This is a genomic window from Streptomyces vietnamensis, assembly GCF_000830005.1.
GTDB lineage: Bacteria > Actinomycetota > Actinomycetes > Streptomycetales > Streptomycetaceae > Streptomyces > Streptomyces vietnamensis.
On sequence record NZ_CP010407.1, the window covers coordinates 3,248,243 to 3,262,256 of the forward strand.

Consider the following 14,014-nt stretch of genomic DNA (forward strand, 5'->3'; position numbering starts at 1 on the left):
TTGAGACGGTCCTCACAGCTCCCGGATCCGGCGCGCAATGTCCGCAATGTCCGCCAGTTCGCCGCCTGCGACGGCGATGACCAGGTCGTATGCCCGGTCGAGGTCGGCGTCGGCGAGATCGACTCCGTTGACGGCGAGGAAGGTGGCCGCGGAGAGCCAGGCCGCACGCTTGTTCCCGTCGACGAAGGGGTGGTTCGTCGCGAGGGCGTGGAGCAGCGCGGCGGCCTGCTCGTACACGTCGCCGTACGCGCTCTGCCCCATCATCCGGGCCCGCGGTCGGTGCACGGCGGACGCGAGGAGTCCGGGCGCCCGCAGCTCGGGCACGCCGTCGCCGGTGAAGGCGAACCGGGCGATCTCGGCGACTTCGGCGACGGTGAGGAAGCGGGTGGGGGTGGCAGCGTTCATTCGCCGAGCCTCCTCAGGAGGGAGTCGTGAAGCTTGGCGAGGCGCAGGGCCTGATCCCACACCTGGTGGGCCTCGGCGCGCACGGCGCGGTCACAGGCCTCGGCGGCCAGCTCCTCCGGGGTGAGCCCCAGGGCATCGGCGAGATCGGCGAACCCGTCACCGACCGGAACGGTCATCTCACGCATACCGGGAAGGTAGAGGGACAGCGGCACCGGCGGCGACGGATTTACGCCGCGCGTCCTCGGTCGCGACGGATTTACACCGCGCGCCCCCAGCCGCGACGGATCTACGCCGCGCGCCCCAGTCACAACGGATTTACGCCGCGCCGCCCCCGGCCGCACGCAGCCGCGTCGCGACCCACGCCCCCACCGCCGCCACCCCTGCCATCGGCAGGAAGACCGCCGCGAAGGCGGCCGGGTGGGAGCCGGTGGTGGCGCCGGCGTCCATCGCGTGGCCCACCGCGCCGCCGCCGAGGGCCGCGAAGGCCGCGCCGCCGGCGGCGAGCAGCAGGACGTTGGAGAGGCCGTCGGAGATCTGGAGGGCGGCCGAGTTGGCGCCCACCTCCTCCGGGGCGGAGAGCTTCATCAGGATCACGCTCGTGGAGGCGATCACCACGCCCATGCCGAGGCAGCCGAAGCCCCAGGCCACCGCGAGCGTCCACACCGGCACCGAGGCGATGAGCACGCTGGGCGCGGTGGCGATCGCGAGCGCGACGAGGACCATGCCGAGGACGACGAGCCGCTCCCGGTACGGCTCCGTCCACGGCCGGGACTGGATCCAGGAACCGAGCGCCCAGGTGAGGCCGCCGGCGGCGAGGGAGAAGCCGGCCAGGGTGGGGCTGAGGCCGCGCTGGGAGACCAGCATCAGGGGGACGAAGGACTCGGCGGCGATGAAGGACCCGGCGGCGACGCCCCGGAGCAGGATGACGGAGGGCAGTCCGCGGGCGGCCCGGTAGGTGCCGCGCGGCAGCAGTCCGCGGACGGCGGGCACGAGGAGCGCGAGCCCGGCCGCGGCGGGCAGCAGGGACAGGACGCGCAGCTCCTGGCCGGCGTACTGGAGGAGCGCCGCGCCGGCCGAGATGGAGAGGGCCAGCAGGATCCCGCGCCGGTCCCAGGGGACGGCGGGCGCGGACGGGTCGGCGGGGCCGGAGGCGGTGCGGCGTATCGCGGGGAGGGCGAGGGCCAGCGGGAAGACGACGAGGACGGGGATGCCGATGAAGACCCAGCGCCAGCCGAGGTGCTCGGTGACGGTTCCGGAGGCGAGGGGTCCGACGACGGAGGGGATGACCCAGGAGGCGGCGAAGGCGGCCATGATCGCGGGCCTGAGGTGTTCGGAGTAGGCGCGGCCGACGACCACGTACAGGGCGACGATGACGAGGCCGCCGCCGAGCCCCTGCACGGCCCGGCCGAGGACGAACTGCCACATGGCACCGGCGGTCCCGGAGAGGAGCAGTCCGGCGGCGAAGGCGCTGATGCCGACGGTGAGGGACGCGAGCGGGCCTCTCCGGTCGGACCACTGGCCGGCCAGGACCATGCCGAAGAGGCTGGTGGTGAAGTACGCGGAGAAGGCGAAGGCGTAGAGGGGGATGCCGTCGAGCTCGCGGGCGGCGACGGGCATGGCGGTGCCGACGGCGGTCGCCTCGAAGGCGATGAGCAGGACGACGGAGACCATGCCGATGCTGAGCGCCCGGTGGGCCGGGTCGAGGACGGACCCCTTGGTGTCGCCGGGTGCGGCAGGGGGTCCGGGGGTGGGGGCGACGTCGGCGTCGCGGGGTTCGAGGGCGCTCATTCCCCCAGAGTAAGAGGTGATCGCGGGGTTGGCTCCTGTCAGGAGTCCCGCTCCTCCTCGACCTTCGGTCCTACGACCACGAGCGGATTGTTGCGGCGGTGTGGCAGTCGTATGGCGCGCCTCCCGGAACCCTTGAGCCCCTCCCGGCCCCCGCCCTACGGTCGTACTCGTTGCACCGCACGACCGTGTGCCCGAGTGGTTGAGGGGCTCGCCTGCAAAGCGAGTTACGCGGGTTCAATTCCCGCCACGGTCTCCAAGCTCCTGGAGCCTGGATCCTGAAGCCTGTATCCAAACTTCTGGATCCAGGATCCAGGCTCCAAACTCCAGGCTCCAAACTCCAGGATCCAGGCTCCAAGCGATCTTCCTCATAGGATCTTCACAACGCGCCGCACGGTGTGCCACAGTCCGCGCATGCACCCTCAAGCCGGACGCAGACTCGGCGTCCTCATCGGCGTGGGCCTCGCCTGCGGCCTGCTGCCCGGCATCACCCTGGCCGGTACGGAGACCCTGGACACGGTCCAGTCCGTCCTGATGGCGACCATCGTCATGGTGGTCCTCACCCAGCTGATCTTCATCGGCCCCTCGGGCCGCGCCCCGCTCCCCGCCCTCCTGGTCTTCGGCCTCGCCGGCTTCGCCCAGGACGCCCTGATCTGGTGGCTGCTCTCCTGGCTGGGCCCGAAGATCTCCCACCTGCACGTCGACGGCCTCGCGACGATCCTCCTCGCGGCCCTGATCACCCGCGCGACGACCCTGCTCCTGTCCCAGCTGTCCCCGGCCGCCGAGACGGCCGAGGACTGAGCACCGCCCACCGCTCCCCGCGCCCTCAGGGCAGCAGCTTCTCCGGCACGGTGGTCGTTCCGGCTTCGCCCCAGCAAGCTCCGCGCCCGGGGGCGAACCGCAACCCTGGTCCCCGAGCGTCCGTTCGAGCGCTTCCCGCAAGGAAAAGCCGCCGGTTCGAGCTCACCACCGCGTGCGCAGGTCCACTTCACCTTCGCAACTCGGACAGCCCGGACGTCCTCGCCCCCCGACCGGCCGCAGGGGACAGCTCCCGGCCACGGCCCCGCTCCCCCGCCTCGATAGGCTCGTCCCGCCCCCGTCGTCACGGGGCGCCGGAACGACGGGGGGACGTACACGTGGAGCAGTCGCGCACGCGGGAGGAATCCGCGCGCCGGATCGGCCCGTACCGGCTGATCACCCGCCTCGACCCGCCGAGCCCCGCCGTTCCCTGCCGTCGGTTCATCGCCCGTACGCAGGACGGCGGGCGTACGGTCCTGTTGAGCGCCCCCCTGCCCGGCGCCGACCCGGCCCGCTTCGCCGCGGAGGCCGACGCCGCCCGCCGCCTCCTCGGCCCCTGGATCGCCCCGGTGACGGACCTGGCGGACCTGGCGAATCCGGCGGACCCGACCGTCCCCGGCGAGACGCCCTGGTACGCGACCCCGTACGTCCCCGCCCTCCCCCTCCCCGTCGCCCTCGCCGTCCACGGCGGCCCGCTGCCCGAACCGACCGTACGGGCCGTGGGCGCCGCCCTCGCCGAGGCGCTCGCCGCCGCGCACGCGCAGGGCCTCACGCACGCCGGGGTCTCCCCCGCCGCGGCCCTGCTCACGGCCGACGGCCCCCGGCTGACCTGCTTCGGGGCGGTACGGGCGGCCTGCGCCGACGGGGAGGCCCGCACCGGCCTGCCGGGCCTCGACCCGGGCGCGCTCGCCCCCGAGCAGGCGTCGGGCGGCCGGCCACGCCCGCCGGGTGACGTCTTCGCGCTCGGCGCGGTCCTCGCGTACGCCGCCACCGGTCACACGGTCCCCGAACGTGACGAACTCCCGCCCGCCCTGCGGCCGATCGTCTCCGCCTGCCTGGCCCGCGACCCGGCGGACCGCCCGACCGCCGCCGCCCTGATGACGGCCCTGGCGCCGCCGACCACGCACGGGACGGTCCTGAACTCGGCCGGCACCCTGCTCGCCCCCGGCTGGCTGCCGGGGAGGGTGGTGGCGGCGCTGGCCCGCCAGTCCTCGGAACTCCTGGCGGCCGAACTCCCCACCGACACCTCATCCGACACCTCCTCCCGGACCTGACTGACCTCATGCTGTCGCCCCTGACCCACGACGACCCGGCCACCGTCGCCACGTACCGTCTCCTCGCCCGCCTCGGCTCCGGCGGCATGGGCACGGTGTATCTGGCGCGCACCCCCGGCGGCCGTACGGTCGCCCTGAAAACGGTGCACGCCCGGCTCGCGACGGACCCCGCCTTCCGTACCCGCTTCCGCCTGGAGACGGACGCGGCGCGGATCATCGGCGCGCGGCACGGCGCGGCGGTCGTCGACGCGGACCCGCTGGCCGAGACGCCGTGGCTGGCCACCGAGTACGTCCTCGGCCCGCCGCTCGACGAGGCCGTCGCCCTCGGCGGCCCGCTCCCCGAACCGACCGTCCGCGCCCTCGGCGCCGCGCTCGCCGGGGCCCTCGCGCAACTGCACTCCTCGGACGTGGTCCACCGCGACCTGAAGCCCTCGAACGTCCTCGTCACCGCGTACGGCCCGAAGATCATCGACTTCGGCATCGCCCGCGCGGCCGGCGACGACCACCTCACCCGTACGGGAGCGGCGGCCGGCACGCCCGCCTTCATGTCGCCGGAGCAGGCGAGCGGCGAGGAACACACCCCGGCGGGCGACGTGTTCGCCCTGGCCGGCGTCCTCGTCTTCGCCGCCACCGGCCACGGCCCCTTCGGCAAGGGCTCCCCGGCGGACCTCCTCTACCGCGTGCGCTACGCGGAACCGGACCTGACGGGCGTACCGGAGCCCCTCATCCCCCTCCTGACGGCCTGCCTGTCCAAGGACCCGGCCGCCCGCCCCACCACCCGCACCCTGATGGACCACCTCCACGACGGGCACGGCGACTTCGCGGACCACCTGCCGCCGCTGCTCCTGGCCGACATCGCCCGCCGGGCCACGGACGTCTGGCTGCACGCGCCCCACCGGTTGCCGGCGCCGACGGGCGCCGCCGTGGCCGAGACCGTTCCGAGCACCCCGCTCTCTCGTCGCCGCCTGCTCTCGGCGGGCGGAGGAGCCCTCCTCGGCGTGGCGGCGGCGGGCGGCGGGGTGTGGGCGTGGCTGGGCTCGCGGGACGGCGATGCCAACCCGCCCGCTGCCGGCCCGACGGCGATCCCCGCGACGACCGCCTCGGACGGGGCGCCGGCGGCGCTGTGGCGTGGGGAGTCCCTGGACCGCGAGGAGAAGACCACCCAGCTCCTCGCCGGGGACGTCGTGGGAGTCGCGCAGACGGGCTCCTACCGCGCCTTCGACACGCGCAACGGCAAGGTCCTCTGGGACGACGTGATCGTGTTCGAGCCCCAGCAGATGACCAGCGACGGCAGATTCTTCTACGCCTCCACCGGCCCCACCGAGGGCCCCGGCGTCCTGCAGATCCGGACGCTCGCACCCCGCACCGACAAGGAGGCGGCCCGGACCATCGAGATCAAGGGCTTCGACGGCTCCTTCTTCGGCACGCGGCTCCTCACCGCCGCCGGCGGACGCCTCATCGCCGCCTCACGTGTCGGCCGACACACAGACCCCCTCGAGGAGCGGGAGCTCGGCTGGCACCTGCTCGCGATCGACCTGCGCACGGGCCGGGAGATCTGGCGCCAGGCGCATGCATGGGGCAACGTCCGGCCCTGGCTGTCCCGGATCGTCGGCGACCGGCTGGTGCTCGGCAAGAACAGCGACGACCTGGTGTCCTTCGACGTTCAGGCGAGGGATCTACGCACCGGTCGCCAGTTGTGGCGGCGGAGCGTCCCGCTGCAGGAGTCCATGTTCTTCAAGCCCGGTCAGCTCATCACTGACGACCGGCACCTCTACCTCGGCGGTGACCGCCTCCGGGCGCTGCGCCTCAGCGACGGCGGTGTCGCCTGGGAGTACGGCAGCGGCTCCGCCTACGGGATCCCCGCCGTCTCGGACGGTCTCGTCCACGCGAACGAGGCCGGCCGCGGGCTCGTGACCGTCACCGCCGACAGGGGCGCCAAGCGCTGGGAGGAGAAAGCGTCCGGCCGCAGCCTGACCCCGGACCTCCGCGTGGTCCCGGTGGTGGGGCCGAAGTACGTGTACGCACCCGTCCTGGGTGGCCTGAGCGCGGTCGACCGCGTGACCCACCGCTCGGCCTGGGTCTTCCCGGCGGAGGCCAGCCGGTACGTCGTGGACAACTCCCGGACCCGGATCATCGGGGCCGGGGCGTCGTCCGTCGTGGCCTTCCCCTTCGCCTGAGCGACACCCCACCGCCAGACCTCCGATCCACCACGAACCGGAAAGCAACCCCGTGACGACGACACAGCCCCTCGCCACCGGCGACCCGCTCCGGCTCGGCCCGTACCGGCTCCTCGGCGTCCTCGGCGAGGGCGGCATGGGCAAGGTGTACGTCGGCCGGGACGGCTCCGGTGCGCCCGCAGCCGTCAAGGTCCTGCGCCCCGAACTCGCCCACGACCAGCACCTCGCGCAGCGGTTCGTCCGCGAGGCCGACATGGCGCGGGCCGTCACCAGCAAGGGCGTTGCACGGGTCCTCGGCGCGCAGACCGAGGGCGGGCGGCCGTGGATCGCGGCCGAGTTCCTCGCCGGTCCGACGCTCGACGAGGCCGTCCGCACGTACGGCCCGATGGACGCACCGACGGTCCGCGCCCTCGCCGCCCAACTCGCACGCACCCTGCACGACATCCACGTGGCGGGTCTGGTCCACCGCGACCTCAAGCCCGCGAACATCGTGCTCACCTCCACCGGCCCCCGGATCATCGACTTCGGCATCGCGCGCCCCGAGCACGGCCTCACGCTCACGACGACAGGACAGATCCCGGTCACGCCGGGCTACGGAGCCCCCGAGCAGGTCCTCGGGCAGCGCGTCGGACCGGCCTCGGACGTCTTCTCGCTCGGCGCGGTCCTCGCGTACGCGGCGAGCGGCCGGCGCGCCTTCGACGGCGCGCACGTGGCGGCGGTCCAGTACGAGGTCGTGCACGGCACCCCGGACCTGAGCCTGGTGCCGCCGGAGCTCCAGCAACTGATCGGCCCGTGCTTGTCGAAAGACCCGGCGTTCCGCCCGGCGCCCCCGCAGGTGGCGGAGGCCTTCGCCCCGCCGAAGGGTGCCGACCGCGCGTGGCGCAAGGGACCGCTGGCGGAGGACATCAAGCGGCGCGAGACAGCCACGAAACGTCTGGTGGCGCCCGCCGACACCGTTGTACCCGCCTCCTCCACCCCGTCCCGCCGCCGCTTCCTCACCATGACGGCGGTCGGAGTGGCCGTGCTCGGCGCGGGCGGCGGGGCCGGAGCCTGGTGGCTGAACCGGGAGAAGTCCCCGACCGCCGATGTGCCGCCGGCCGTCGCGGCCCCCGAGGCGGCCTTCGTCTCCCTCATCGACAGCGAACCGGACAAAGCACCGGAGCCGCTGTGGGGTCCCCTCGACGTCATCGCGCCAAGCGGGCACCTCCCGCTGCCGGTACGGGACGTGCTGATCGTGCAGGCGAAGACGGGCGACCTGCTCGCCCTGTCCGTCACGGACGGCAAGGAGCGGTGGCGGGCCAAGGACACCGACGCGGCTGCCGGATTCGTCTCCGTCGCCGACCGGCTCGTCGTCGGCGTCGACGAAAAGGGCGTCCTGAACTCGTTCGTAGCCTCCACCGGCAAGCCCGTCTGGCAGACCCAGTCCGACGTCGACTACGTCCTCGCGGCGGACGGCACCCATGTCTACCTGGTGACGAAGGACAACGAGCTGCGCGCCGTCGACGCCTGGACGCTCAAGACCTCTTGGGCCCGCCCGATGGCGTCCCCGCGCTCCCCGAGCGGCCCCGCGAAGGCGGCAACGGGCGGGAAGCGGCTCGTGATCCACGGTCGGGACGGCCACGTCGAGGTCCTCGACACCACGACGGCCGAGACCGTGTGGAAGCTCAAAGGCCAAGGCACGCACGGACAGGCCCCCTCGATCAGCGGCAACACCGTCTACCTCGGCGGCCCCGGTCTGATGGCCAGGCGTCTCGACGACGGAGGCTTCCTGTGGAAGGAGGAGTCCAGAAACTTCGGCAACCCGCAGCTGGGCTGGGCCAGCCCCACCGCCGACGGCGAGTTCGTCGTGGCCGTCGACGGCTACGTGGCCTACCGGTTCGGCAGCGTCGCCGATACCGGCCGCTCGAGCACAGAGTGGATGCTGGTCATGGGCGAGATGGGAAGTACGACCGGCACCCTCACCGCCCCCGCGGTGGAAGGCATGACGGTCTGGCTGCCCGAACCGGATGACAGCGCCGTCCGGGTGGTGAACAAGACCACCCACAAGAAGCTCTTCACCGTGACCATGAAGCGCGAGGGTCCCTACCAGCTCGTCAGCGACGCCCACCGCGTCTTCATCGCACGCGGCGGAAGGATCGCGGCCATGCCGGTCTACGGCGAGTGAGGGACCCCGTCCCTACGACCGCGCCTTCGCCGGCACGCCCTCGACCAGCCGGGTGTCCCCGCACCCCAACGCGCCCGCGACCTGCCGAGCCGCCGCATTGGCAAGAACGATCTGTTCGTCCCTGACGCCGGCGTGATCGGCCTCGTTCTCGTCCGCCCGCTCCAGCTCCGCGTCGAGGACGATCGCATGGGCCGGCGCCGGCATCCGGCAGGTGAAGTAGATCGAGGCGTAGAGGTCGGACGAGGTCGCGAGGCGACCCGTGGAGTAGGCCGTCACGAGGTCCTTCGAGGCGTCGCTCCCGGGGACGGCGAGGGCCTCCCTGAGGGTGATGCTCAGGACGTTCTTCTCGTCCCCGGCCGTCTCCAGGGTGCAGAACGGGATGCCCGTCATGCGCTTCTTGCCGCTCTGCGGCGTCCGCGCGGCCTTCCGCAGCTCGCTGACGACCCTGTCCGGCTCGGACCGGTCGCCCGTCAGCCGGACGCCCTTGCCCTCGATGGCCTCCAGAGCCGGGGCCACACCGGGCCCCTTGGCGAATCCACCGCAGACCTCCGTGGCGGCCTGCCCCTTGGCGGCGGTGTCGTCGTCGGTTCCCTTCGCACAGCCGGTCGCCGCCAGCGCGAGGGCGGCGACCGGAAGCACGATCCTGTGGACTGTGGTGGTGCGCATGGAACGACTCTCTCAGGAGACCGCCGCAGCGCGCGCAGGCACCCCGGTCGCCAGCCCGTCCTCCCCCTGGCAGCCCAGCTTCGCCGAGACCTGCCGGGCCGCCGCGTTGGCGAGGGTGATCAGGCGGGTGCGCTGCTCCAGGTCCGTGTCCGGGACACCCGCCGGTCCCCAGACGGTCGTCTCGACGACGATCTCGTGGGCGGGCGCCTTGAGGCGGCAACTGAAGTAGACGTGGCCGACGGTGGAGGAGGTGAAGGCCTCGAGTCCGGAGGTGTACGAGGTCACCTTCTTGGCCAGCTCCGGGCCCAGGTACGGACCCTTCCCCACCGCGTTCACCTCGATCTTGAGGTTCTGCGACGCCTCCTCGGCGGACTGGAGGCCGCAGTACGTCACCGGCTGCGGCCGGTACGAGTCGGCCCACGGCGCGGCGGCGTCCTCACGCACCCTCTCGACCGCCTTCTCCGGCTTCGACAGGTTGTCCTCGACACGGTCGCCGCCCAGAACGCCCTTGAGCGCCGCCGAGACCGGTGCGTCCTTGGCGAAGCCGCCGCAGGCCTCGGCCGCCGTCAGGCCCTCCGGTTCCGCCGTGGATTCCCCGCCGCCGCCCGAGCAGCCCGCCAGGAGGGCGGCGACGGTCACGGCCGTACCGATTCGTGCCAGTGCAGACCGCATGTGCGTCACTTCTTCTCGTACGGGTCGGGCAGCGAGTTGTCGCGGGCGTGCATGCGCGAGTCCCGGACGTACTTGACCAGCTCCTCGTCGAGGTAGTTGCGGTCCTTCTCGCTCCAGCCGGGCGCGTTCGCGTAGGCGATGCCGGGGCGGAGGGAGTTCTCCTTGCCCATGGCCAGCGCCTCGTCCGACAGGTCGTCCGACTTCTTCTTCAGCAGCTCGTCCTTCTCGTACTTCTCCGACATGTCGTCGGCTTCCATGCCGATGACGGTCGTCACCGCACCGCCCACCGTCTCGGCGGCCAGCGGTACCAGTACGCCACCGGCGCCGCCGGTCAGAACCGCGACGCCGCCCGCCGCCGCCGCGCCGACGCCGAACTTGACCCATTCGGTCGTCCGGCCGACGGCCTTCTTGTGCTCGTCGGAGTCGTGCTCGTAGTCCTTGTCGATCTGCGCCATACGGGACTCGTCGAGGATTCCCTGCGCCTCCGAGCCGATCCGCAGCGTGGTCCGCGCGTCGGTGAGGTCCCGGTCGTCGAAGGTGGAGCCGGGCTTGGGGCCGACCTCGTCGAGGACGCTCGTCGTGTACAGCGACTCGGCCGCCGAGAGGGTGGAGTGGCCGGTCTCGCTCTGCGACACGATGCCCATGAAGTTGACGGCGTCGCCGCGGTTCCAGAGCAGCCCGGTGTCGAACTCGGAGCCGAACCGCGACCCGCCCTTGCCGTCGTTGAAACCGAAGGGGGAGTTCTTCTTCTCCTCCATCGTCGTGTCGCTGTCCGTCTCCAGGGAGCGGTTCAGCTCGTCGATGTACGCGGCGCCCATCTTGCCGAGGCTGTCGTCGATGCCCGGCTGCCGGTGCATGTACTTCGGGTCGTCGCCGTACCGCTCGACGACCTTCTGCATGACCTCGGCGTTCTCCTTGGTCCGTACGTCCTTGAGGCCCTCGGGGTCGGCGTCGTACGGGTGGCCGGTGGTCGCGGACTCCAGGGCGTGGCCGAGCGCGTTGTAGCCGGGCTCCTTGGTGCGGTCACCCTTGTCGTTGATCTCCTCGGGCCACTCGCGGTCCTTGGTGAAGTAGTCGAACGGGTCGAGCTTCTTGTCGTCCTTGGTGTTCTCGGGCGTGAGGTCGATGTCGCCGTTGAAGAAGTCCGTCGACGCCTTGGGGTTGTGCCCGAGGCCTTCCATGAAGCCGACCATGGGGTCGTTGCCCAGGTCGCCGCCCATCCAGTTCAGGTGGCTCGGCCCGCCGGTCAGCTGGTGCCAGGCCCGGTCGGCGGGCAGCCGGCCGTCGCCCGTCATCTTCCGCTCGGTGATGACGAGTCCGTTGCCGTAGTCCTTGAGGAACTTGTCGTCGTAGTCGCCGACGCGCATGAGGTTGCTCATGACCTGGAAGCCGTACGGGCTGGTGCCGCGCGTCTGGATCGGCTCGCTGCCGGCCTTGATGACGTCGGCCTTCCACTGCTCCATCTCGGGGCTCGTGGAATGGGTCGCGGTGGCGAGCGTCAGACTCCAGTTCGTCTGGAGTTCCTTGAGCTTGTCGCGGTGGTCGACGCCGAGCCGGGAGCCGTCGCTGGGGTCTCCCATGTCGGCCCAGTACTCCATGCTGCCCTTCGGACCGACCTCCAGGGCGAACTTCTCGGCGAAGTACGGGTCCTTCTGGTTGGCCTTGAAGAGGGCGTTGAGCTTGTCGATCTCCTCGGGGGTGGCGTCGTCGCCCTTCTTGTACAGCTCGTAGGCGGCGTGCGCGTCCTCGGCGTCCTGCGCCTTCGAGGCGGACGCGAGGGAGTCGTAGTTCGTGCCGGAGAAGTTCATATTGTCGCTGCCGACGAGTCCGCGCAGGGCTCGGGAGGCGACGTCGTCGGCGTTGTTCGCCCGGTCGATCGCGGCCTTGATCGCCGAACGCATCGCCTCGAAGTCGGCCTGCTCGGGCTTGGGGCCGTCGTAGTCCTTGGCGCGGCGGTCGGGGTGGATCAGATAGCTGACGACACCGTCCTGGTCGATGCGGATGCCCTTGCCGGGGGCCTCCGCCACGAGCTTCTCCAGCTCGGTCTTGGCGGCCTGGAACTCGCTCTCCGCGTCCCGCAGGATGTTGCGGATGCTGCTCGCCTCGGTGAGCGCGTCACCGAACTCCTTGGCGGTCTTCCGGACGAACGCCTGCGTCACACCGGCGTTCTCGCCCTTCCAGTCGGCCTTGTCGGCCTTGCCCTGGAGGCCGGTCTCCGCCTTCTCCTTGCTCTTCTCCAGCTTGGACACCGTCTCCGACCAGACGGTGACAGCCTCTTTGAGGCCGCCGAGGTGGGCGTGGAGGACCTGGTCGAACTTCAGCATCTGTTTCCCTCGTCAGCCGTCGTTACCGGCCCGGCTCATTTGAAGTGCTTGTCGATCTCGGACATGGAGAAGTTCGTGATCAGCGATTCCTCGTGGTTGGTATGGCTGACGACGGTGTCTTCCAGGTGGTTGTGGATGTGCGCACAGGCGCTGAGGAGCGCCTCTGCCTGGTCGCGCCAGGTGCTCCACATCGTCCACATCGCCGAACCGGTCAGGAACCCGTCTCCGTCGAGGCTCTTGGCCGCGGCGTCGGTCTGGGCGCCGGCGTGGAAGGCGTCCCGCTCGAACCAGTGGAAGAGCTCCTGGGCCTCGTTGCCGATGGCCTTGAGGTCGGCGGAGGTCACCTTGTAGTCGCTGGCCCCGCCGCCACCACCGCCGCCGGGGTCCATGGGCACGCTGTTGAGCCTCATCGCCGCGGCCTCGCTGCGGACTTGGCTCCACTCCTCGTCGAACGACATCTACTTCCCCATGAGTGAGTTACGGACGGTCGACGGCAGGGGGTGGGACTCAGCCCCGCCGCGACCGGAGTACGGGTACGGCGACGGCGGCACCGATCAGCACGGCAGCACCGATCCCGAGGCCGATCCAGAGACCGGTGTTGCCGCCGTCTTCGGCGGCGGCCTGGGGAGCGGGGGCCGGGGCGGCGGAGGACTGCGACGGGGCCGGATCCGCCGAGCCGGAGGCGGAAGCGGACGGTGTCGCGGTCTCGGCGAGGTCGTCGATGGGCCGGACGTCGGCGGGACCGGGGTCGCCGGGCGTCTTCAGCGTACGGAGCGGACGGATGGCGCCGTAGCCGATGAAGTCACTGCGCTTCTCGCCTCCCTTGGGCTTGGCGACCGTGTTGAGCATGACCTTCAGGACCTGGTTGTTGGTCCAGTCGGGGTGCTTCGACCAGAGCAGAGCAGCGGCGGCAGAGGCGAGGGCGGTGGCTTCACTGGTGCCCTTGGACTTGCACATGCCCGTGCCGCCGCCACAGGCGTGCACCATGTCCTGGCCCGGGGCAACGATGTCGACCTGGCGGCCGTGCTCGGAGAACGGGACGTGCGTCAGCTTCTGGTCCACGGCACCGACACCGACCACACCGGGGGTCGCCGCCGGGTAGTTGACCGGATTCCCCTTGTCGCCGTTGTTCCCGACGGCGGCGAAAACGAGAGATCCCTTGTCCAGCGCGTACTTCACCGCATCGGTGAGTGCCTGCGAGCCTTCGTTGTTCCCCAGGGACAGATTGATGACCTTGGCACCGGAGTCGGCCGCGTACTTGATCGCCTGCGGAATGACGCGGTTGAACCTCTCGCTGCCCTCCACCATGTTGACGTCGCCCCCCTGGAGCCCAGGAACGCGCACCGGCAGGATCTTGGCGCCCGGCGCCAAGCCGAAGGCCCCGCTCCCGCTGTCCCTCGCTCCGGTACCGGCGATCAGGCCCGCCATCCCCGTACCGTGACCGTCGTAGTCGGTGAACTCATCGCCCGACTCCTGCGGCGCAAGGTCCTTGCCTTCGAGTACCTGGCCCCGAAGATCCGGATTGCTCTTGTCCACGCCGGTGTCGATCACCGCGACGGTGACACCCTTGCCGGTGCTGAGCTGCCAGATCTCCTCGGCGCCCATGGCGTCCAGGTGCCACTGCTGGGAGCGGAAGTTCTCCGCGTGGGCGGGGACGGACGCGATGCCCACCAGCAGCATCCCCAAGGCGGCCGAGGCGGTGACCCGTGCACGGCTCCGACGAATACTGCTGGTACGCATCTGCTTCCT

12 protein-coding genes and 1 tRNA gene are annotated in these 14,014 nt (G+C 71.5%); 5 read left to right on the plus strand and 8 right to left on the minus strand.

Annotated elements, in window-relative coordinates; translation table 11 throughout:
- Positions 1–12 precede the first annotated feature (12 nt).
- From SVTN_RS14390 to SVTN_RS14400, 3 genes are all read right to left on the minus strand, one after another.
- Entirely contained in the window at positions 13–405 is a 393-nt protein-coding gene (locus tag SVTN_RS14390) for a type II toxin-antitoxin system death-on-curing family toxin (protein ID WP_041129458.1), read from the minus strand.
- Positions 402–590 carry a hypothetical protein gene (locus SVTN_RS14395; protein ID WP_107072799.1) on the minus strand — a complete coding sequence of 63 codons (189 nt, stop codon included), beginning with the start codon at positions 588–590 and terminating at the stop codon, positions 402–404. Before SVTN_RS14395 ends, SVTN_RS14390 begins: the two co-directional genes overlap by 4 nt.
- A gap of 130 nt (positions 591–720) precedes the next feature.
- Complete coding sequence (locus SVTN_RS14400) at positions 721–2,193, minus strand: MFS transporter (protein ID WP_041129460.1); 1,473 nt, start codon at positions 2,191–2,193, stop codon at positions 721–723.
- A gap of 181 nt (positions 2,194–2,374) precedes the next feature.
- Here SVTN_RS14400 and SVTN_RS14405 point away from each other — a divergent pair.
- The 5 genes from SVTN_RS14405 (at position 2,375) to SVTN_RS14425 (ending at position 8,603) form a co-directional block, all read left to right on the plus strand.
- Positions 2,375–2,449: transfer RNA gene (locus SVTN_RS14405), tRNA-Cys, on the plus strand.
- A gap of 155 nt (positions 2,450–2,604) precedes the next feature.
- Positions 2,605–2,991, plus strand: a complete 387-nt coding sequence (locus SVTN_RS14410; RefSeq protein ID WP_159026450.1) for a hypothetical protein — start codon at positions 2,605–2,607, stop codon at positions 2,989–2,991.
- A gap of 335 nt (positions 2,992–3,326) precedes the next feature.
- Entirely contained in the window at positions 3,327–4,262 is a 936-nt protein-coding gene (locus SVTN_RS14415) for a serine/threonine protein kinase (protein WP_041129462.1), read from the plus strand.
- An 8-nt stretch (positions 4,263–4,270) separates the two neighbouring features.
- A complete protein-coding gene (locus tag SVTN_RS14420; protein ID WP_052499112.1) occupies positions 4,271–6,439 on the plus strand; it encodes a protein kinase domain-containing protein in 2,169 nt (722 codons plus the stop codon).
- Between the two features lie 52 nt (positions 6,440–6,491).
- A complete protein-coding gene (locus SVTN_RS14425) occupies positions 6,492–8,603 on the plus strand; it encodes a protein kinase domain-containing protein (RefSeq protein ID WP_041129463.1) in 2,112 nt (703 codons plus the stop codon).
- A 12-nt stretch (positions 8,604–8,615) separates the two neighbouring features.
- Here the strand turns inward: SVTN_RS14425 and SVTN_RS14430 are convergent, their stop codons facing one another.
- From SVTN_RS14430 to mycP, 5 genes are read right to left on the minus strand one after another with little or no spacing between them, the layout of a single operon-like run.
- Positions 8,616–9,269, minus strand: a complete 654-nt coding sequence (locus SVTN_RS14430) for a hypothetical protein (RefSeq protein ID WP_041129464.1) — start codon at positions 9,267–9,269, stop codon at positions 8,616–8,618.
- Positions 9,270–9,281: 12 nt separating this feature from the next.
- Positions 9,282–9,941, minus strand: coding sequence for a hypothetical protein (locus tag SVTN_RS14435; RefSeq protein WP_245727539.1), 660 nt, complete (start codon positions 9,939–9,941; stop codon positions 9,282–9,284).
- Between the two features lie 5 nt (positions 9,942–9,946).
- Positions 9,947–12,265, minus strand: coding sequence for a DUF6571 family protein (locus tag SVTN_RS14440; protein ID WP_041129466.1), 2,319 nt, complete (start codon positions 12,263–12,265; stop codon positions 9,947–9,949).
- Between the two features lie 35 nt (positions 12,266–12,300).
- A complete protein-coding gene (locus SVTN_RS14445) occupies positions 12,301–12,723 on the minus strand; it encodes a hypothetical protein (RefSeq protein ID WP_041129467.1) in 423 nt (140 codons plus the stop codon).
- Between the two features lie 49 nt (positions 12,724–12,772).
- The gene (gene mycP, locus SVTN_RS14450) at positions 12,773–14,005 is read right to left on the minus strand and encodes a type VII secretion-associated serine protease mycosin (protein WP_041129468.1); all 1,233 of its coding nucleotides are present in this window, start codon (positions 14,003–14,005) and stop codon (positions 12,773–12,775) included.
- Positions 14,006–14,014: the final 9 nt, after the last annotated feature.